This window comes from Hydrogenoanaerobacterium sp. (genome assembly GCF_032017025.1).
Lineage (GTDB): Bacteria > Bacillota > Clostridia > Oscillospirales > Ruminococcaceae > Hydrogenoanaerobacterium.
In genome coordinates this window covers 263037-282747 of record NZ_DALZQO010000001.1, presented here as the reverse complement: position 1 = coordinate 282747, position 19711 = coordinate 263037, and the positions used below count along the sequence as shown (strand labels likewise).

The window sequence follows — 19711 nt, the reverse complement described above, 5'->3', positions numbered from 1 at the left end:
GTTAGAAAGGTACTGTGCGGTATAGGGCTGCCCCTTGCCATAGGCAAGCCCATCTAAAGGGTCTCCGTTTTGAAGCAGGCCCACTACCGACGAAATTTTTGATGGAAAATTCTGAAGCAGCAGCTTTCCCTGGTAGAGCGCAACCGGCAAGCGCAGCGCATAATGCAGCATCTTAGGCAGGTCATATGTGTCGAACTGCATAAATAGATCACCTTATGTTTAAAATTTTGCATTATCTATGTTGAAATTATATCATAAACATGAGAATTATGATATATCAAATGGAATAGACATGATATGATTGAGCCAATGAACAAAGCCATTTACTAAAACATAAACCGCATAATTAAAGGAGGAAAAAAGATGAAAAAGTTTTTTGCAGTCTTGTTGTCTTTTACAATGGTTCTAACCATGGCAGCCTGCGGCACACAGGCACCCGCTCCGCAGGAATCAGCATCCGCTTCCCCCAGCGAATCTGCCCCGGCAACGCCTGTCCCGGCAGAGCGGACAGTCATTAAGTTTGCAGCACAGGGCGACAGCACCCCGGCTACCAAAACAGCCATCGATGCGTTCAACGCCTCTCAAGAGAAATATACCGCTGAGTGGGTGGATATGACCAACGATTCCGGTGCAATGCGCGAGCAGCTTATCACCTCACTTAAGGCGGGCTCGTCGGATTACGATGTTCTTTCCCTCGACGTGGTGTGGGCGGGCGAATTTGCCGCAGCGGGCTATATTGAGCCGATCGATTCTTACATGAAAGATTCTAAACTGAGTGTCAGCCAATTTAACGCAGGCTCTATGGCTTCGGGCAGCAAAAGCGCCAAGCAGTATGTACTGCCCTTCTTCCCAGATCTGGGCATCCTCTATTTCCGCAAAGATATCGTCTCTGCCGAAGATGCAGCAAAACTTGAGAGCGGCAACTATACCTATGACGACCTGATTGCCATGGCAGAAACCTATGCAGGGCAGGGCGGCACCAAAACCGGTTTCGTCTATCAGTCTAGCCTGTACGAGGGGCTTATCTGCAATGCCAACGAGTTTACCGGCAATTGGAGAGACCTGAAAGGCGGGCTTGCCGCTATGAAGAAAGCTACCGATTCCAAGGCGACACCCGAGAATATTCTTAACTACACCGAGGGCGAAACCGCCAACAGCTTTATCAAAGGTGACAGTGTGTTTGCCCGCAACTGGCCGTACCAGTGGGGTGCAATCAAGAGCGAGGGAACCATTAAAACCGAGCAGGTAAGCATTGCTCCGCTGCCGGGCGGCGGAAGCGTTGGCGGCTGGCTGCTGGCAATGAATAAGAACAGTGCCAACAAAGAAGGCGCATGGGAACTGATGAAGTTTATTGCCACCATGGACGGGCAAAAAATCATGAGCACCAAGGGCGGTTATCTCCCCGGTTGGAACGCGGCGCTGGAAGATGCCGAAGTACTCGCATCCAACGAAATGCTCAGCCTGCCCGGCTTCCAAAAGGCTTTAGCAACCACCATTGCCCGCCCCATTTCTGCAGAATACGCTAAGCTTTCCGATACGCTGCAGCAAAACATCCACAAGTATCTGTCCGGCTCGCAAGACCTTGATACTACGGCTGCGGCAATTGAACAAGCAATGAAAGAGCAATAATTGAGTCAAAAGAGCAACCCGGCAGCAAAGGGAAGGGTTGCTCTTTTCCTTTCAATTGTATCACGGTATGTTTATACGAGAGGGGGAGTATCATGAAAAAAAATATGACACTAAAGCAATTCTTGTTTATTCTGCCCTTGCTGATTTTGATCGCTGTGTTTTCGCTGTATCCCATCTTCAGTTCTTTTTTATACACACTCTTTGATTACCGCACAAACGACCAGCAGTACAACAAGCTGTTTTTGCACAGCAGCTTCAATGCGGGGCTGTTTTACGAGGATTGTGATTATATCAATTACTTTTTGCTGGATGATATTACTCTGGTAAAACAGGAAGATGCAGCAGAGTTCAATGCTGTTTCCGCAGAGATTTCTGCCGTTATGACGCAGCTAGAACCCTTAAAGGATGCATCCGGCGCGCAAAAAGTTTCTGCCAAACAAGCACAAGAGCTTTCTGATTTTATCGACCGGATCGGTTCAAAGCTGCAAACGGTTTACAACCGTTACCCCAATACTGTTTTTTACAACCAAGAAAAGGTATTTACCATTTTAGATGAGATGGAGACCTGCTTTGTTCAGCCAAATTTTATCGGCATGAACGGTTATCAAAAGCTGCTGGGTGATCACCGCTTTTTTACCGCATTGGGTAACACCATGCTTTTCACTGTTGTATCGGTAACCGTTGAGTTGGTGTTGGGAATGGCGCTCGCGCTCATTATGAATAAGGCTATTCGGGGAATCGGCCTGGTGCGCACTACGGCGCTCATTCCATGGGCAATTCCTACGGCGGTTTCTGCCTTGATTTGGAGCTACCTGTACGACGGCAGCAGCGGCGTGGTTGCACAGCTGTTTTATAAGATTGGTCTCATCGGCGCCCCTGAGCAGATGCTGCTTTCGGCAGGCGGAGCGATGACGGCAGCCATCATTGCAGATATCTGGAAAACCACCCCATATATGGCGTTGCTGCTTTTAGCAGGCCTGCAGATGATTGACCGGGGGCTTTATGAAAGTGCCGCGATTGACGGCTCGGGCAAAGTACATACTTTTTTCACGATCACTCTGCCTATGATGAAGTCCTCCATTCTTGTAGCGCTGCTGTTCCGCACACTGGACGCTTTCCGCGTGTACGACCTAATTGCTATACTCACCGGGGGAGGGCCGGGCGGCGCAACAGAAACGCTTTCAGTCTATGCATACAAGGCAATGATCAGCCAGAGCAACTATGGCTACGGAGCGGTGATTGTGGTCGCTATGTTCCTTTGCGTGGCGGCAATTGCCGTGCTGTTCGTCAAGGTGCTGGGCGCAGAAGTTATAAAAGAGGATTAGGAGGTGCTGTTATGAAAAAATTATCTGCTGCAACCGTTGTTTCCTGGGCTGTGGTGGGCGGTTTTCTGCTCATCAGCATCTTCCCCTTTTTTTGGATTTTAATTACCTCGTTTAAGCCCGGTTCAGAGATTTTCGGTGATACCGCTTTTCGCATCATCCCCCAGAACCCCACACTGCATAACTACATAACGGTGATTGTGGAAAAAGGTATTCTGAATGCGGTGAAAAACAGCTTTATTGTTTCCATTCTTACCACGGTGTATGTGGTAATCGTGGCTTCTATGTCCGCGTATATCATTGCGCGCTTTCGTTTTCGCGGTAAAACCCTGCTGATGGGGTTGATTCTAAGCGTATCCATGTTTCCGCAAATGATTATTGTAGGGCCTGTTTTTAACATGTTCTACAGCATCAATTTGCTCAACAGCTATTGGGTGACGCTTGCCTACTCTACGATCACCCTGCCCAGTGCGGTGTGGATTATGGTAACCCATTTTAAAAAAATTCCCCTTGCTATCGAGGAAGCGGCGCAGATTGACGGCTGCTCCCCTTGGCGTATTTTATGGAAGGTAGTGTTTCCGGTGGCAGCGCCCGGTGTGTTTACCACCGCTATTATGACATTTATTGCAGCATGGAACGAATACCTGCTGACCTATACCTTGAATTCCGATAAAATGTATCAGACCGTTCCCGTCGCGATTAACGCGCTGCGGACACAGTTCAGCATCCTCTGGGGCGAAATTACCGCTGCTACAATCACTGTAGTGATCCCCACCCTCATCATAGTATTAATCTTCCAAAAGCAGATCGTGTCCGGTATTGTCAATGGCGCTGTGAAAGAATAGCAAAGGCGGAACAAAAGAATGAAACTGATAAGAGATTATTTCGATAAAAACAATCTACTCTGCGAGGAGTCGCTGTTTCATACAGCGAACGGGTACCTTGGGGTGAGGGGCAACTTTGAGGAGGGATACCCCTCCGATATGCTCTCCATACGTGGCTGCTATATCAACGGTTTTTACGATACGGTAGAGCTGAAATACCCCGAGGCACTCCACGGCTTTCCAAACTCTGCCCAGCGAATGATCAATCTGCCCGATGTGCAGACCATTCGACTGTTGGTGGGGGAGGAGGAGTTCTCACTGTTTGAGGGGGAGCTACTTTCCTATCAGCGCTGTCTGGATATGAGCCGCGGAGTGAGCGTAAGAAGCATCGAATGGCGCAGCCCAAAGGGTGCAGAGCTTAACATTAAAATTACGCGCATGGCATCCTTCGCTGTACGGGAGCTGTTTTGCATCGACTACCGTATAACCAGTGTTAATTATGACGGAGAGGTACGGTTCACCAGCACAGTTGACGGCGATGTGCGCAACTTCAGCGACCCGTCTGACCCGCGGGTAGCGTCGGAAAGTGTTTGGAATATCACACCCGCTTCGGTGCAAGCAGACGAAGATATTGGGGTGATGAAGTGCCGTACAGCTGCTTCAGGACTTACTATGGCGGTCTGCACTGCCCATGAGCTGACGCGCCCTGCTCAGATACAAAGCAGGGCAGAAGGTAAAAAAATTACCACCACCATTCAAACCCGGCTGCAAGGGGGCGAAAGCGTAGCCCTGCATAAGTACTGTGTGCTTTGCGACTCTCGCAGGCAGGAGTACCCTGTGCAGGCGGCGCTGAATATCCTTGCGCAGGTGAGGGCACAGGGGCTGGATGCCCTCTACCTCCGGCAGGAGCAATACCTCAACCAATTTTGGAAACAATCTCGGGTAGAAATAGACGGAGACGCAATCGTACAGCAGGCACTCGATTTTAACCTGTATGGGCTGCTGCAAAGCGCAGGCTGCGATTCTGTGAGCAACATTGCGGCAAAGGGGTTATCCGGCGAGGGCTATGAGGGGCATTATTTTTGGGATACCGAAATCTATATGTTCCCGTTCTTTTTGATGACGCAGCCGGAAATGGCAAAGCGGTTGCTGGATTTCCGCTATGGCATTTTGGATAGCGCACGCGTCCATGCACGCATTATGGGGCACCGCCGCGGGGCACTTTACCCTTGGCGCACCATTACGGGCAGTGAGTGCTCCAGCTATTTTCCGTCCGGTTCCGCACAGTATCACATCAACGGTGATGTAGCACACTCTTTCTTACAGTATTATTATGCAACCGATGATTTGGGCTATATGGCGGAAAAAGGGGCGGAGGTGCTGTTTGAGGCCGCAAGGCTGTGGCTGGATGCGGGGCACTACAACAGCAGAGGTATGTTCTGTATCGATGCCGTTACGGGGCCCGATGAGTACACCTGTATCGTCAATAACAACTATTTTACCAACCGCTCAGCGCAGCAGAACCTGTGTGGCGCGGCAGAAATTTACCATGCCTTACAGGCCGCAAACAGTTTGCAGGCGGCAGAGAAAATCGGACTTTCCGCGGAAGAGGCAGCTGAGTTTGAACGCGCTGCCGCTGCAATGTATTTGCCCTACGACGAGCAGCTGGATATTAACCCGCAGGATGACAGCTTTATGAACAAAGCGGTGTGGGACTTCGCAAATACCCCGCCGGAAGATTATCCGCTGCTGCTGCATTATCACCCGTTGGCACTTTATCGGCATCAGGTATGCAAGCAGGCAGATACGGTTCTTGCCCATTGCCTGTACGACGAAGGAATTGCAGAAAGTACCATTCGCAACAGCCTGCATTACTATGAAAAAATAACCACGCATGATTCTTCACTTTCCACCTGTATTTTCGGAATTGTCAGCGCGCGGCTGGGCGAGGCGGCAAAGGCATATCAATACTTTTTGAATACCGCCTGTACCGACCTTGAAAACGCTCACGGCAACACAAAAGACGGCATCCATACCGCAAATATGGGCGGCTCGTATCTTGCCATTGTGGCGGGGTTTGCAGGGCTGCGGTGCCGAGCGGACGGTATGCATTTTTCCTTTGCCCTGCCCGATGAGTGGGAAGGCTATCGGTTCCGTTTGCGTTATCGAAAAAGCCTATTGCAGGTGGAGGTAAAACGCTGCGGATCTGCAATTAAACTACTGCAAGGCCCCCCTGTAAGGCTGTTTGTCGAGGAGAGGGAATACCTGCTGGAGGATTCTCTTAGCTTCCGGGAGGTAAGCGTATGAATTACAGGGCTGTGATATTTGACCTCGACGGTGTCATCTGCTCTACAGATGAATATCATTATTTGGCGTGGAAGCAGATTGCGGATGAAAACGACATCCCGTTTGATAGAGAGATTAACAACCGCCTGCGCGGGGTGAGCCGCATGGAAAGCTTAGAGATCATACTGGAGTGCAGTGCGCAGCACTTCTCGCAGGAACAAAAGGAACAACTTGCCGGGCAAAAAAATGGGTACTACCAGAAGTATCTGATGCAGATGACCACCGCCGACCTCACCGATGAGATATGCCAAACGCTAGAGCATCTTCGGGCGGCTGGGGCTTTGCTCGCCATCGGCTCTTCCAGTAAAAATGCGGGTCTGATTTTACAACAGATTGGCCTTGAGAGTTTTTTTGATGCAGTATGTGACGGCAACAGCATAGCCTGTTCTAAGCCCAACCCCGAAGTGTTCTTGAAAGCGGCGGCGGCATTGGGGCTTCCCCCGCGCAGCTGCCTTGTGGTAGAGGACGCTCCCTCGGGTGTGGATGCCGCGATGAGAGGCGGGTTTGATTGTGCAGGTGTCGGATTTGCATACGACTACGCGCCCGTTACTTATCCACTCACGTCCTTTGCGCAGCTTATATCAATTGTGAACGGAGATGATTTGGAATGAAGCAACAGTGGTGGAAAAGCAGTGTGGTTTACCAGATTTACCCCCGCAGTTTTATGGATTCTGACGGTGATGGCATAGGGGATCTTGCGGGAATCACACAAAAGCTGGATTATCTCACAGAGCTGGGTGTGGATATGGTTTGGATCTCGCCGATTTTTCAGTCTCCGAATGATGATAACGGGTATGACATCAGCGATTACCGCGCGATTATGCCTGAGTTCGGCACAATGGAGGACTTCGACCTGTTGCTTGCAAAGGCACATGAGCGGGGGCTGAAAATTGTGCTTGATCTCGTAGTCAACCACACCTCGGACGAACACCCGTGGTTTGCGGAAAGCCGTAAATCCAAAGACAACCCTTACCGCGACTATTATATTTGGCGCGAAGGCAAAGACGGGGCGCCGCCGAATAATTGGGGCAGCGAATTTTCGGGCTCTGCTTGGGAGTACGATGCAGCCACAGAAATGTATTACTTGCACCTGTTTACTAAAAAGCAGCCGGATTTAAACTGGGATAACCCTGCTATGCGTGAAGAAGTTTACGCGCTGATGACATGGTGGCTGGATAAAGGCATTGATGGATTTCGCATGGACGTGATCAGCAATATCTCTAAACCCGATGGCCTGCCTGATGGAGTCATCCGGGAGGGGGAGCTGTACGCAGGCGGAGTAGATGCGTCTGCTCAGGGCCCCCGTGTCCACAAATATTTGCAGGAGATGAACCGCCGTACGCTGGCCGGACGTGATCTCATCACTATTGGTGAAACCGCCCGGGTAACCCCGGAAGATGCCAGACGCTACGCTAATTTGGATGGCAGCGAGCTGAGCATGGTGTTTCACTTTGAGCATGTGGGGCTGGAGGCTGTTGGCGGCGGGCGCTGGCATGATAACCGCTACCGCCTCAGTGACCTAAAAGCAGTGTTTAACAAATGGCAGACCGAGCTGGAGGGTGTTGCATGGAATAGCCTTTACTGGGAAAACCACGACCAGCCCCGTTCGGTGTCGCGTTACGGCAACGACAAAAAATACTGGTTAGAGAGCGCAAAGATGCTGGCGACCTGCCTGCACTTTCAGCAGGGAACCCCCTATATTTATCAGGGTGAAGAGTTGGGGATGACCAATACCCGTTTTGAAACTCTGGACGATTGCCGTGATGTGGAGGTGTTCAACGGTTACCGCCAGATGGTGGAGGAACAGGGTGTTTCGCCGCAACAGATGTTCCGCTATATCAACCATATCAGCCGCGATCATGCCCGTACCCCTATGCAGTGGAACGACAGCCCGAACGCAGGCTTTTCCACCGGCACACCGTGGATACCGGTCAACCCCAATTATACAAAAATCAATGCGGCAGCGCAGAGGAACGACGAAAACTCTGTTTTTAGTTACTATCAAAAGCTAATCCGGCTTCGCCGTGAATATCAGGTCATCATTGACGGGCATTTTGAACTGCTCGACCCAAGTAATGAGGAACTGTTCTGCTACACGCGCAGCAGCCAAGATGAAACGCTTCTGATTATTTGCAGTTTTGCAGACCATGGCGTGACATACCACATTCCGCAGGGCTTTCTGGCAGGCAGCTCCCAGCTTTTAATTGCAAATTATTCGGATTGCAGCTTAACCCAGCAAATTACACTGCGTCCATACGAATGCCGCGTCTACAGCAAAAGGTAAACGAAGTTTTTTACGATTATTGGAATCTACTATAGCAATAAAGGGAATGGGTGCCGCTGCTGCGGTCACCCATTCCCTTTATTGCTGCGCAAAAATTTGTTTATTCGACATATTTTTTTACCTAATATTTTCTTAATTCTATTAAAACAATAAAGAAATCGCGAAATATGTCGAAATATTATATAAAGACATATTTTGTTCAAGATTTTAAAGTAGAAGAGTAGCAGGCGTTTGTTTATAATGCTAAATTTATAGCTTGGAGAAGTGCCGATAACCCCCAAATTACTCTTACCAGCGGAGGTGAGGATCTAAGGAAGATCACTGTTAGGGGTGGTGACGTAATAAAAAATGTATTTATTCATTGCTGAATCAAGTCATTCTGAGGTGTATTCAGCCACAAGCATCTTACATACATTCCGGAGATAAAAGTGCATGAAGCAATGATATAAACAACAAAGTAAGGAAGGACTAAAAATGAAAATTTTTTCAAAAAAAATGAAAGCTCCTAAGAAGATGAAGGCTCCCAAAAAAATCAAAGCGCCGAAAAAAGTAAAGTCAATGAAAAAGATTAATATTTTATCAGGAATAAAATTATCAAAGATGAAGTTAGCAACAAAAATTGCATATACCATTACCGCTCTGTTAACGGTAATTTTTGTTGTACTGATTGGCTTCACGGTGCTTTCTGCACAAGACGTTATTGGTGAAACCATTTCGGCAGAGTTTAATGCAATATCCAAATCGAATGGTTTTCAGGTACAGCAGATTTTTGATATTGCTGAGACTACAACCCAAAATATGCAAGAGTACTTGACCAAGGTATATAAGCTTGAAGCCCAGCAGAAAGCCGATGCTGAACAAGCAGCATTAGAAGCTGAGGCCGAGGCTGCAGCTGCCAAAAGTAAGACCAAAGCTTCTTCAGCTAAAAATAAAGCTCAACCAATACCTGAAAAAGAGAAGTATTACAGCAGCATTTATAATATAGAGATCAGCCAGATCAAATCCGATGCTGAAAAATTTATTACAGAAACGGCAAGAAATACAGCGATCAATAACGACGATATCGTAGCCGTGGGTGCTATGTTTGAACCTTACAAATTTGATGAAAACATAAAAAGCTACGCTTTCTATGTTTCAGAGTCAGATACCAACTCTGCAATTCGCCCATTTGGAGTGTATTCGGAATACTCCAAAGAAAAATACTATGTAAGCGCGGCACAGAGCAAGGAAACTGTATTCACAGAGCCATATAAATTTAATGGTGTCACCATGGTTTCGGTTTCGTCACCCATTATGCTTAACAACGAGCTGCAAGGTATTATCTTATCGGATATTAATGTTACAAACTTTGCAAAGGTTGAGTCCGAAAATGAACGCTACCCGAGCATGTTTGCCACTATTTACGATAACAAAGGAGTTATCATATACGACAGTGAGGACATCAACAATGTAGGCAAAAACATGTCAGAGTTCTTTGCCAAAGAAAATGAGCTCACGGCTGTTCAAGCATCTTTTGAAAAAGGTGAAGCATTCTCAATTGAAACAACCCGTGAGGACGGCAGAAAAATAACACGCTTCTATAACCCGATCAAAGCCGGAAGCACCAATTGGTGGACTTTAACCGCGCTGGAAACTGACGATATGAACGAAGCTATAAAATCCACTACACTTGGGATGATAGTGATGGCGGTAGCGGCCCTTGTTATAATCGTTGGAACTGTTGCTTTCGCACTCAAGAAAATGCTCAGCCCAATTCAGGGTGTTGTAAAAGCCGCCGAAGAAATTTCCAACGGTAACTTTGATATTCACCTGGAGACCAAATCAGAGGATGAAATCGGCACTTTGATGAAAGCCTTTAGTAACACAGCGCAAACGTTAAAGTCAGTGATTGGCGATATTTCAACCGTACTGAACAGCGTAGCCGATAAAAACCTGGATATAAAAACCTCTGTAAACTATGTAGGAGAACTGGAACAGATTGAGAGCTCTCTGAAGAATATCATACACAACCTAAACGAAGTTATGGGTGATATCAATCAATCGTCTGATCAGGTTGCGAACGGGGCGGGTCAGGTATCGAATGGCGCGCAGGCACTGTCGCAGGGTGCAACCGAACAGGCTAGCTCAATTGAAGAGCTTTCAGCCACAATTACAGAAATTTCTGCACAGATTAAAAAGAATGCAGAAAATGCAAGAACAGCTCGCGAAGAATCTACACTTGCTGTAAAAGAGGTTGAGGCAAGCAACGAAAAGATGCGGGAAATGATTGTTGCAATCGATGAAATCAGCGACAAATCCGGTAAAATCGGCAAAATCATTAAAACCATCGAAGATATTGCGTTCCAAACCAATATCCTTGCACTAAACGCAGCGGTAGAGGCTGCAAGAGCAGGAGTAGCGGGAAAAGGCTTTGCCGTGGTAGCAGATGAAGTTCGGAACCTCGCCAGCAAATCGGCTGAAGCAGCCAAGAACACTACATCCCTGATTGAAGAGACCGTTAAGGCGGTTGAAAACGGTACAAAAATTGCAAATGTAACCGCAAACTCTATGATGGCTGTAGTAAACGGTGTTGGAAAAGTAACGGGGCTTGTGGATGATATTGCCTATGCTTCGAGCGAGCAGGCAGATGCAATTGCACAGGTAACCCAGGGCGTCGAGCAGATTTCAAACGTGGTGCAAACCAACTCTGCCACCGCCGAGGAAAGTGCTGCAGCATCCGAAGAGCTTACCGGACAGGCTCAACTACTCAAAGAGGTTGTCAGCCAGTTTAAACTAAAAGGTGAAGCGGAAAACCTAACAGGTTCATCATTTTCTGATTCCGAATCTACATGGAACTATAAAGAGGGGAACGCGAGTAAAGAGGCTGCTTTCGATTTACTCGAAAGCAAGTACTGAGTCGACCCATCCAAAGCAACCTCCAGCAATCAGTAATCCCAGCTGAACAATAAGTAGCTCAGTTTACCCTCCTTAAGCTGAGTAAAAATAAAGAGGTCGGACATGTTGATGTCCGACCTCTTTGTTTTTAGGTAAGTTTAGAAATAGCAAGGCCTTTCAGAGCCTGCCACCAAGCATAAGATTATCTTATTTAATGAACATTTGTGTCCAGATGTACTGCCCGTTGCTATTCTTAACAACGCCGACACCAATCTGCGTAAAGCTGGAACTTAGGATGTTTTTTCTGTGTCCGTCAGAATTCATCCATCCCTCCATGACCTTTTCGGGGGTGGGTTGTCCCATAGCAATGTTTTCGCCTGCTGCGGTGTAAGAAATACCAAACTGTTTCATCATATCAAAGGGGGAACCATAGGTGGGGGAGGTATGATCAAAATAGTTCAGGTCAGCCATATCCTGTGATTTTAAAGTGGCAACATCGCTGAGCTTGCTGTTTGCGGTTAAGGCGCTGAGCCCTCTTGAGGTTCTTTCTTTGTTGACAAGCTCTACAACACGGTTTTGCAGTTCGCTGAGGCTGGAGTTACTACCGTTGGAGCCATTGCCATTGGAACCGTTGCCGTTGGAACCGTTGCCGTTGGAACCATTGCCGTTGGAGCCATTGCCGTTGGAACCATTGCCGTTGGAACCATTGCCGTTGGAGCCATTGCCGTTGGAGCCATTGCCGTTGGAACCATTGCCGTTGGAGCCATTGCCATTGGAACCATTGCCGTTGGAGCCATTGCCATTGGAGCCGTTGCCATTGGAACCATTGCCGGAGCAGTTGTTATTGGAGTTGGGCTTGCTGGGGCAATTGTTGTTAAAACCAGGTTTGAAGCAGTTGTTGTTAGAACCGAAAATTTTAAAGCAATTGTTATTGGAGCCTAAATTGCTAAAGCAGTTATTGCCGGAATTAGAATTACCGGAACAGCTGTTGTCGGTACCAAAGTGGATGAGACAATTGTTGTTGGAACCAGAATTGCCGATACAATTATTATCGGAATTGGTTTTGTTGGAGGAGCTGTCATTCGTATCAGGCTTGCCCGAGGATGCCTGAACGTCTGAATTGCTTGCCCTGCTTGCATCTTTACTTGGAGCTTTGCTCGTAGGTTTCGAGCTTGCAGTAGAACTACGGGAGACTGACTCTGTTTGAGAGGACTGTGGCGCAGAATTGGATCTCGCCTCGCTGCTCGCAAGGCTTTCTGTATCCGACTCTACCTCAGTTTCACTTTGGTCTTGCACATCACGCGACGTTTCCTCATTACGCAGCACTTCCTCATCACGCTCAAACGAGCTTTGGCTACTGCTTGCTTCCCCCGGTGGAAGTACACCGTTGTTGTTGGTGAGTGCAAATATTCCCGATACCAGTAAGGCTAGTACACAAGGAATCACAATCAAAAGTTTCTTCTTCATTTTCGAATTCTCCTGTTCTAAGATTTGTAAATATAATTTACATACGTATCATCATAACACTAAACATGTAGTACGGCACACCCCAATATCTGGTGCGGTAAGAAGGTTCTGCCTCCTTATCCAATCTTTTAATAGATACCGCAATTTATTTTTTAGGTTTGTATAAATTTTTTTAAATAATCTGTCTATTTGGTATAATATCTGCGTGATATATTTTGTGGGAAATATTTACCTTTGGAGAAAATAATTGATTCGGTTGATTGACCCTGACTATAATGTTAAAATTAGTACAATAGCAGTGGAATAAACTGAGATTGCTTCTGCCATGTGCTGTCTGTTCCGCTGCCAGACAGTATCCAACACAACAAATGACATCCTGTAAGTGACATTTTTATATTTCAACCCAGACAGAAAGGCTACAGGTGTTATTTTGTTATGAAAAAATGTGTCGTTCTCATCGCTTTGCTTGCTGCTATGTTAAGCGGCTGTTCTTCGGCTTTGCAAAATCTGCCGCAATCATCCGATTCATCCCTATCGGTGGAGGAAATGCATTCGCAGGAAGAGGCCCCTGCTTCCTCCGAATCTGCTTCACCGCAGGAAGTGCAATCGTCAGAATCATCGTCTGCCGTATCTTCTTTACCGGCAGAGCAAAAGCCTGCCATACCGCCTGCCACAGAGCCGGAGGTATCCTCTGCACCCGAACCGGTTGTAGAGCCACAGCCCCCGGCAGACCCCGTGAATGAAAAGCTGAAAGCGCAAATCTACAAAGAATTCGGTGCAGGTACACCGCAGAAAAAGTTTATCTACCCTGTCACTTCCGATTGGACAACCTCAGTCACGAACTACTCTTACGATACTCCCCTGCAAGCGCACCTAAGCTGGAAGATCAGCTGGATTTTAGAGGGGATGTATTACGCGTATAAAGCGACGGGGGATGACATGTTTTTGCAGGAATCGGTGCAAATGTACGATACACTTTTGAAAAAACGTGACGACGTCATCGGCCGCCCCGCATTTGACGGCAATGTCTACCCGCTATGGGGCTCTACATCGCGATACAATGGGTCTTTCTACACGTTAACCGATGCCGACGGAAATCGGCTGGCAACCCTGCAGTTTCACTCACAAGGCAACGACCAAACCTATGTAGCGGTAAAAACAGACCATGTCGCAGGTACATTCACCTTGAATATCCGCCATAAGGATACTACCTATACCCTCGCAGGGTTGACGCTTGCAAATTTTGAGCAAAGGGTAGAAAAGGAGATTCCGTGGAGCTTTTATGGCTCACCCAGAAAGGACAAGCATGTCGTTGAGGTAATTTGGTTGAGCGAAGATGCGCCGACGCTACCAAAAGCTCAAGATTATACATTGGTGGAAAACACCAATGTGCCCACCCCAATCCATACCGCGCTTATTTTAGAGCCGATGACACAAACCTACATAGAACTGAAAAAACAGGGTCACCCCGATGCAAAGCGCTATCAAAAGGAAATTAAGCGTATGTTTGACGCATTGCTGGCAACACACTGGGATGAACGTGGGTTCTTTAAGGAAATGGATGATTCCCCCACCTTTTTAAATGGTGGGGGGGTCATACCATGGAACCAGCAGCTGCCCTTGGTGTCGGCCATGGCGCTGTATGCAAAAGAAGAGAACGACGCACAGCTAAAGCAGATTGTGAACAAAGCCTGCAGCTATTTTATGACGAAGGTGACCGCCACCAAAACAGGGTATTTGTGGCGTTACTGGGAAGACCCCTCCAACACCGTAACCTACTGGGAAACCACCAACTACGCTGCACTTGATTTAAACAGCATTCAGCTCATTCACAGCGCGGGGCTGGGTTTTTCCGACGCGGATATGGCGATGTTTGCAAAAACGATTGAAAACCGTATTTTAAAAAATCCCTCTGCCCCCGCAACACGAATCGATGGGTCATCACCAAGCAGCCAAAACTTAGTGCTGATGCAAAAATATCTTCCGTTTTCGCCTTTGGTTCCGCAAATTGCTTCTTTGGTAGAAAAGCAAACACTTCCTTGGGATATTGCTGCAAAACTGCTTTACTTTAGAAATATTAAAATGTAAAACTTGACAGATGCGGCCGTTTCGCATAACCTAGAAGTAATAGTAATTTTTCTAAATTTGATTGCAAATATCTTATAGCTTTTAATCTTACAGGGCAACACAATAAAATGGAGGAAAAAATGATGTTAGAGAATAAAAAGATCGGGTTTATCGGCGGTGGGCAGATGTGTGAAGCCATTTTCAGCGGTATTGTCGCAAGCGGGCTGGTACCTCCCCAAAACATCAGCATCACCGATGTGAATGCCGATAGGCTGCACTGCCTTGCGGAAAAATACCATGTAAATACGGTGGTAAATAAACCGGATGCCGCAGGTGCGAAGCAGGTGATTGAGCAAAGCGATATTGTTGTTTTTGCAATAAAACCGCAGTATGCTCGCCCGGTTCTCAATGATGTAAGCAGCGCATTCCGGGAGAATCAACTGGTGATTTCGATTATGGGCGGCATCACGCTCGATTACCTCGAGGAGTTTCTTCCATTTAACCCTGTGCTTCGCGTTATGCCCAATACCCCTATGCTGGTACGCAAGGGCATAGCGGGTATCGCCGCGGGTAAAAATGCCACCCAAGAACACTGTGACCTCGGTATGGAGCTTTTTAATCTGGTGGGTATCTCCTACCTGCTGCCCGAAAATCTGATTGACCCTCTCACCAGTGTGAGCGGCTGCAGCCCCGCTTTTGCCTATATGTTTATTGAGGCGCTCGCAGACGGCGGTGTGGAAAAAGGCTTACCGCGCGAAATGGCAATTAAACTGGCGGCTCAGGCGCTGGCTGGCTCGGCTGAAATGGTGCTGCAAACAGGTACTCATCCCGCCGTGTTAAAAGACAGTGTTTGCTCGCCGGGCGGCGGAACCATTGCGGGTGTTCGCGCTTTGGAAAAAGGCGGATTCCGCGCTGCAGTAATTGATGCGGTGGATGCAAGCTGTGCGCGTATGATTGAGGTTGGGAAAAAAGCCTGAATTTACCTTTCAGCAAAAAACGATATTTTTTGACACAGAGTGTTTACAGTAGAACAGCTTTAAGATATAATAAACTTGTCGTATAAATTTGGAGATATGGTCCAAAAGTTTCTACCTGTCAGCCGTAAATTGACAGACTACGAGGTTTTATAACAAAAAATCGGCTCCATTGCAAGAGGACATCCATTGCAAGGAGTCTGTTTTTCTGTGATGAACTCCTCGTTTTTTAGGGGAGTTTTTTATTTTTGTAAAAAGCCTGTTTGATATAAAAGGAGGATGAAAGTGTATACGATTAAAAGCTATCAGTTTGCACAGTCGCTGGATGAAGCATGCGAATTGCTGCAAAAAGATTCTAAGAATGCGGTATTGGGCGGCTGCTGCTGGCTAAAAATGGGGCATAAAAAAATCCGCACAGCAATTGACCTTTCTCGTTTGGATCTAAGCTATATCACAGAAGGGGACGGCAAAATCTATATTGGAGCCACTACCACACTGCGCGAGCTTGAAACCAGCCCTTTGCTGCAAAAACGTTTCGGTGGTATTTTACCGCAGTGCGTACATAACATTGTAGGCGTTCAGTTCCGCAACATGGCGACGGTGGGTGCAAGCGTATTTTCGCGCTACGGTTTTTCCGATATTATAACCGCTCTGCTTGCGCTCGACACCAGCGTAGAGCTGCACCTCGGCGGCGTGATGCCGCTAGAGGAGTTTATTGCGCTCCCGCCGCAACGCGATATTTTAAAGCAGCTTATCATTGCAGATGACGGACGCACCGCTGCATACCAAAGCATGCGCAATACCGCCACCGATTTCCCGGTGCTTGCAGTGGCTGCCGGCTGCCTAGAGGATGATTGGAAGATCTCGGTTGGTGCAAGACCGGCGTGTGCTGCGCTTGCGGTAAATGCGGCAAAGCTGCTCTCGCAGGGCGCATCAGCAGAACAAGCCGCAGAGGCTGCCGCCAAAGAACTCACCTTCGGAGATAATCTTCGTGCATCGGCAGAGTACCGCAGGCTGCTGGCGGAGGTGCTGGTAAAACGCGCGGTTCAGCAGTGCAGGGAGGAGGCATAAGCATGAAAGTAAAGATTACGGTAAACGATAAATTATTCGATAAGCACATCCCAAACGATATGATGCTGATCGATTTTCTGCGCAAATACGGCTTTGTCAGTGTAAAACGCGGCTGTGAAACCGACAATTGTGGACTTTGCACCGTCTGGGTAGATGGCAAGCCCATACTCTCCTGCTCTTACCCCGCCGCAAGGGCAGACGGCAGGCAGGTGACCACGCTGGAGGGGTTGCAGGACGAAGCCAAGGAGTTTGGACAGTTTATGGTGAACCAGGGGGCGGAGCAGTGCGGCTTTTGCAGCCCCGGGTTTATTATGAATGTGCTCGCTATGAAGCGTGAACTGAAAAACCCCACCGAACAGCAAATCAAAGAATACCTTGCGGGGAACCTCTGCCGCTGTACAGGCTACACCAGCCATATCAGAGCAATTCAGGAATACATGGAGGATAAGTGCAAATGAAGCCGGTGAATCAACTCAAACAGGTCAATCAGCGAATTCCAAAACTGGACGGCATGGCACTTACCACCGGCAAGGGTGTTTACACCGATGACATTGTCCCGCAGGGGTGTTTGGTTGTTAAGGTGCTGCGCAGTCCCCATGCGTTTGCTAAAATTAAATCCATCAAAACAGATACCGCACTTCGGGTAAACGGTATTGAGTGTGTGCTAACCTATGAGGATGTTCCGAAAATCCGACATACACTCGCGGGTCAGTCGTACCCCGAGCCAAGCCCCTACGACCGTTACATTCTGGAGCGGGTGGTGCGCTATGTTGGCGACCCGGTCGCCATTGTGGCGGGCAGAGACGAAAAAGCCGTCGACAAAGCGCTGGGTATGATCCGGGTAAAGTATGACGTTCGTGAGCCTGTGCTCGATTTTGAAGCAGCAAAAGACAATGCAATCGTCATCCATGAGGAAGACGACTATTTCAACAACTTTGATATCGGTGGAAACCGCCTGCACAATGTGGTTGCAAGCGGCTCTGAAATCCACGGCGATGTGGATGAGGAGTTCGCAAAATGCGATGTAGTGCTGGAAGAAACCTATTACACCAAAGCAAATGCGCAGGCGATGATGGAGACCTTCCGCACCTACACTTATCTGGACTGCAATGGCCGTCTGAACGTGGTGAGCTCCACGCAAATTCCGTTCCACTGCCGTAGAACCATTGCGCGTGCATTGGGGCTGCCGCAATCAGCGGTGCGTGTTTCAAAGCCCCGTATCGGTGGCGGCTTTGGCGCGAAACAAACGATGGTGAGCGAGCTGTTCCCGTCGCTTGTAACCCTCCGAACAGGCAAGCCTGCCAAAATGGTTTACACCCGTCAGGAATCCTTTGCGGCCTCCAATAGCCGTCATCAAATGCGCATTACCGTCAAGCTGGGTGCTACCAAGGATGGCATCATCAAAGCAATCTCATTGCATACGCTTTCAAACGCAGGTGCATACGGCGAGCATGCCTCCACCACGGTTGGGCTCACCGCGCACAAGACTATTCCGCTTTACAGCAAAGCAAATGCGTTTAAATTCACCTACGACGTCGTATACACGAATACCATGGCGGCGGGTGCATTCCGCGGTTATGGCGCAACGCAGGGCTGTTTTGCGGTGGAATCGATTGTAAACCAGCTGGCACACAAGCTGAACATCGATCCCGCTGAGCTGCGTCTTAAAAACATACCGCAGCAGGGCGAAAAGATGCCTGCCTATTACAACGAAGCGCTCAGCAGTACGATGCTGCAAAACTGCATCAACAAGGGCAAAGAGATGATAGGATGGGACAAAAAATACCCGAGCGTACAGGTGGACGACCACCGTGTTCGGGGCGTTGGGATGTCCATTACCATGCAGGGCTCGGGAATTTCGAACATAGACGTTGCCAGTGCTGCAATTCGCCTCAACGACAGCGGGTTTTACACCTTGATGATTGGTGCGACCGATATGGGGACGGGCTGCGACACCATTCTTGCACAGATGGCGGCAGAGCTACTGCATTGCCCCATCGAGCGTATTACGGTGGACAGTGTGGATACCGACCATTCCCCGTATGACACCGGCTCCTATGCGTCCAGTACTACCTACGTTACCGGAATGGCGGTGGTAAAAGCCTGTGCTCAGCTCATTTCCATGATTAAGGAGGAAGGCTCCAAACTGCTTGGAATTCCGACTGTGCTGGTGGAATTTGACGGTGACAGGGTTTACAGCTCTGCCGATGCAAACCATTTTATTACGCTTGACAAGTTGGCACAGAAGCTGGTGGGTGGCAAGCCCGGAAACTGGCTGTGCGCCAATGCAAGCCACTGCAGCCCCACCTCGCCGCCGCCGCTGATGGCAGGCTTTGCCGAGGTAGAGGTGGATACCGAGACCGGTGAGATCAAGCTGATTGACTACGTGGGCGTAGTGGATTGCGGAACCGTTGTGAACCCCAACCTTGCCACCGTGCAGGCCGAGGGAGGCATTGCACAGGGCATTGGTATGGCAATGTATGAGGATATTCAGTACAACAAAAACGGTAAGATGATGAACGATTCGTTTTTGCAATATAAAATTCCGTCCCGCTTGGATGTACCGGACATACGTGTTGCCTTTGAAAGCAGCTACGAGCCGACCGGCCCGTTTGGTGCAAAATCCATCGGCGAAATCGTCATCAACTCACCAAGCCCTGCCATTGCGGGTGCTGTTTACAATGCTGCAGGGGTCAATATCCGGTCGCTGCCCATTGCCGCAGAAAAAATTAAACTTGCAATGCTGCAAAAAAACGGATAAAAATGAATGTACAGGAGAGCCTTACTAAAGGTAAGGCTCTTTTGCATGATAGTTGCGTATTACCTGCTTGGGGCGCGTAGGGTGCGCTGTGG

General features: G+C 48.3%; 14 protein-coding genes, 1 pseudogene and 1 riboswitch. Of the genes and pseudogenes, 13 read left to right on the top strand and 2 right to left on the bottom strand.

The features are described 5' to 3' along the window. Positions 1 to 201, bottom strand: a 201-nt coding sequence (locus tag RTV33_RS01265; RefSeq protein WP_312640701.1) for a hypothetical protein, incomplete at its 3' end; no start/stop codon positions are given. Between the two features lie 162 nt (positions 202 to 363). Between RTV33_RS01265 and RTV33_RS01260 the strand changes: the two genes are divergently transcribed. The 7 genes from RTV33_RS01260 to RTV33_RS01230 all read left to right on the top strand — a co-directional run bounded on the left by RTV33_RS01260 (position 364) and on the right by RTV33_RS01230 (position 11300). Beyond that, complete coding sequence (locus RTV33_RS01260) at positions 364 to 1629, top strand: extracellular solute-binding protein (protein WP_312640699.1); 1266 nt, start codon at positions 364 to 366, stop codon at positions 1627 to 1629. A gap of 92 nt (positions 1630 to 1721) precedes the next feature. After that, the gene (locus RTV33_RS01255) at positions 1722 to 2954 is read left to right on the top strand and encodes a sugar ABC transporter permease (RefSeq protein WP_312640696.1); all 1233 of its coding nucleotides are present in this window, start codon (positions 1722 to 1724) and stop codon (positions 2952 to 2954) included. A gap of 11 nt (positions 2955 to 2965) precedes the next feature. Further along, the gene (locus tag RTV33_RS01250; RefSeq protein ID WP_312640695.1) at positions 2966 to 3796 is read left to right on the top strand and encodes a carbohydrate ABC transporter permease; all 831 of its coding nucleotides are present in this window, start codon (positions 2966 to 2968) and stop codon (positions 3794 to 3796) included. Positions 3797 to 3814: 18 nt separating this feature from the next. Next, positions 3815 to 6082: a glycosyl hydrolase family 65 protein gene (locus tag RTV33_RS01245; RefSeq protein ID WP_312640694.1), complete on the top strand. Its 2268-nt coding sequence runs from the start codon at positions 3815 to 3817 to the stop codon at positions 6080 to 6082. Further along, positions 6079 to 6732 carry a beta-phosphoglucomutase gene (gene pgmB / locus RTV33_RS01240; protein ID WP_312640693.1) on the top strand — a complete coding sequence of 218 codons (654 nt, stop codon included), beginning with the start codon at positions 6079 to 6081 and terminating at the stop codon, positions 6730 to 6732. Before RTV33_RS01245 ends, pgmB begins: the two co-directional genes overlap by 4 nt. Continuing rightward, positions 6729 to 8405, top strand: coding sequence for an alpha-glucosidase (locus tag RTV33_RS01235; protein ID WP_312640691.1), 1677 nt, complete (start codon positions 6729 to 6731; stop codon positions 8403 to 8405). Before pgmB ends, RTV33_RS01235 begins: the two co-directional genes overlap by 4 nt. Before the next feature lie 474 nt (positions 8406 to 8879). After that, complete coding sequence (locus tag RTV33_RS01230; RefSeq protein ID WP_312640689.1) at positions 8880 to 11300, top strand: methyl-accepting chemotaxis protein; 2421 nt, start codon at positions 8880 to 8882, stop codon at positions 11298 to 11300. 186 nt (positions 11301 to 11486) lie between these two features. Here the strand turns inward: RTV33_RS01230 and RTV33_RS15610 are convergent, their stop codons facing one another. Beyond that, positions 11487 to 11861 carry a CAP domain-containing protein gene (locus tag RTV33_RS15610; RefSeq protein ID WP_396327201.1) on the bottom strand — a complete coding sequence of 125 codons (375 nt, stop codon included), beginning with the start codon at positions 11859 to 11861 and terminating at the stop codon, positions 11487 to 11489. 86 nt (positions 11862 to 11947) lie between these two features. Between RTV33_RS15610 and RTV33_RS15605 the strand changes: the two are divergent. From RTV33_RS15605 to RTV33_RS01200, 6 genes and pseudogenes are all read left to right on the top strand, one after another. Beyond that, a pseudogene (locus RTV33_RS15605) lies at positions 11948 to 12157 on the top strand (hypothetical protein); the annotation flags it as partial. Between the two features lie 1024 nt (positions 12158 to 13181). After that, positions 13182 to 14834: a hypothetical protein gene (locus RTV33_RS01220; protein ID WP_312640685.1), complete on the top strand. Its 1653-nt coding sequence runs from the start codon at positions 13182 to 13184 to the stop codon at positions 14832 to 14834. A gap of 119 nt (positions 14835 to 14953) precedes the next feature. Continuing rightward, positions 14954 to 15790, top strand: coding sequence for a pyrroline-5-carboxylate reductase (gene proC, locus RTV33_RS01215; RefSeq protein WP_312640683.1), 837 nt, complete (start codon positions 14954 to 14956; stop codon positions 15788 to 15790). Positions 15791 to 15848: 58 nt separating this feature from the next. Continuing rightward, positions 15849 to 15950: riboswitch (purine riboswitch) on the top strand. A 122-nt stretch (positions 15951 to 16072) separates the two neighbouring features. Continuing rightward, entirely contained in the window at positions 16073 to 16858 is a 786-nt protein-coding gene (locus RTV33_RS01210; protein ID WP_312640681.1) for an FAD binding domain-containing protein, read from the top strand. 2 nt (positions 16859 to 16860) lie between these two features. Next, positions 16861 to 17316: a 2Fe-2S iron-sulfur cluster-binding protein gene (locus RTV33_RS01205; RefSeq protein ID WP_312640679.1), complete on the top strand. Its 456-nt coding sequence runs from the start codon at positions 16861 to 16863 to the stop codon at positions 17314 to 17316. Then, on the top strand, positions 17313 to 19619 hold the full coding sequence (locus RTV33_RS01200; protein ID WP_312640677.1) for a molybdopterin cofactor-binding domain-containing protein: 2307 nt from the start codon (positions 17313 to 17315) through the stop codon (positions 19617 to 19619). Before RTV33_RS01205 ends, RTV33_RS01200 begins: the two co-directional genes overlap by 4 nt. The last annotated feature ends 92 nt before the right edge of the window (positions 19620 to 19711 follow it).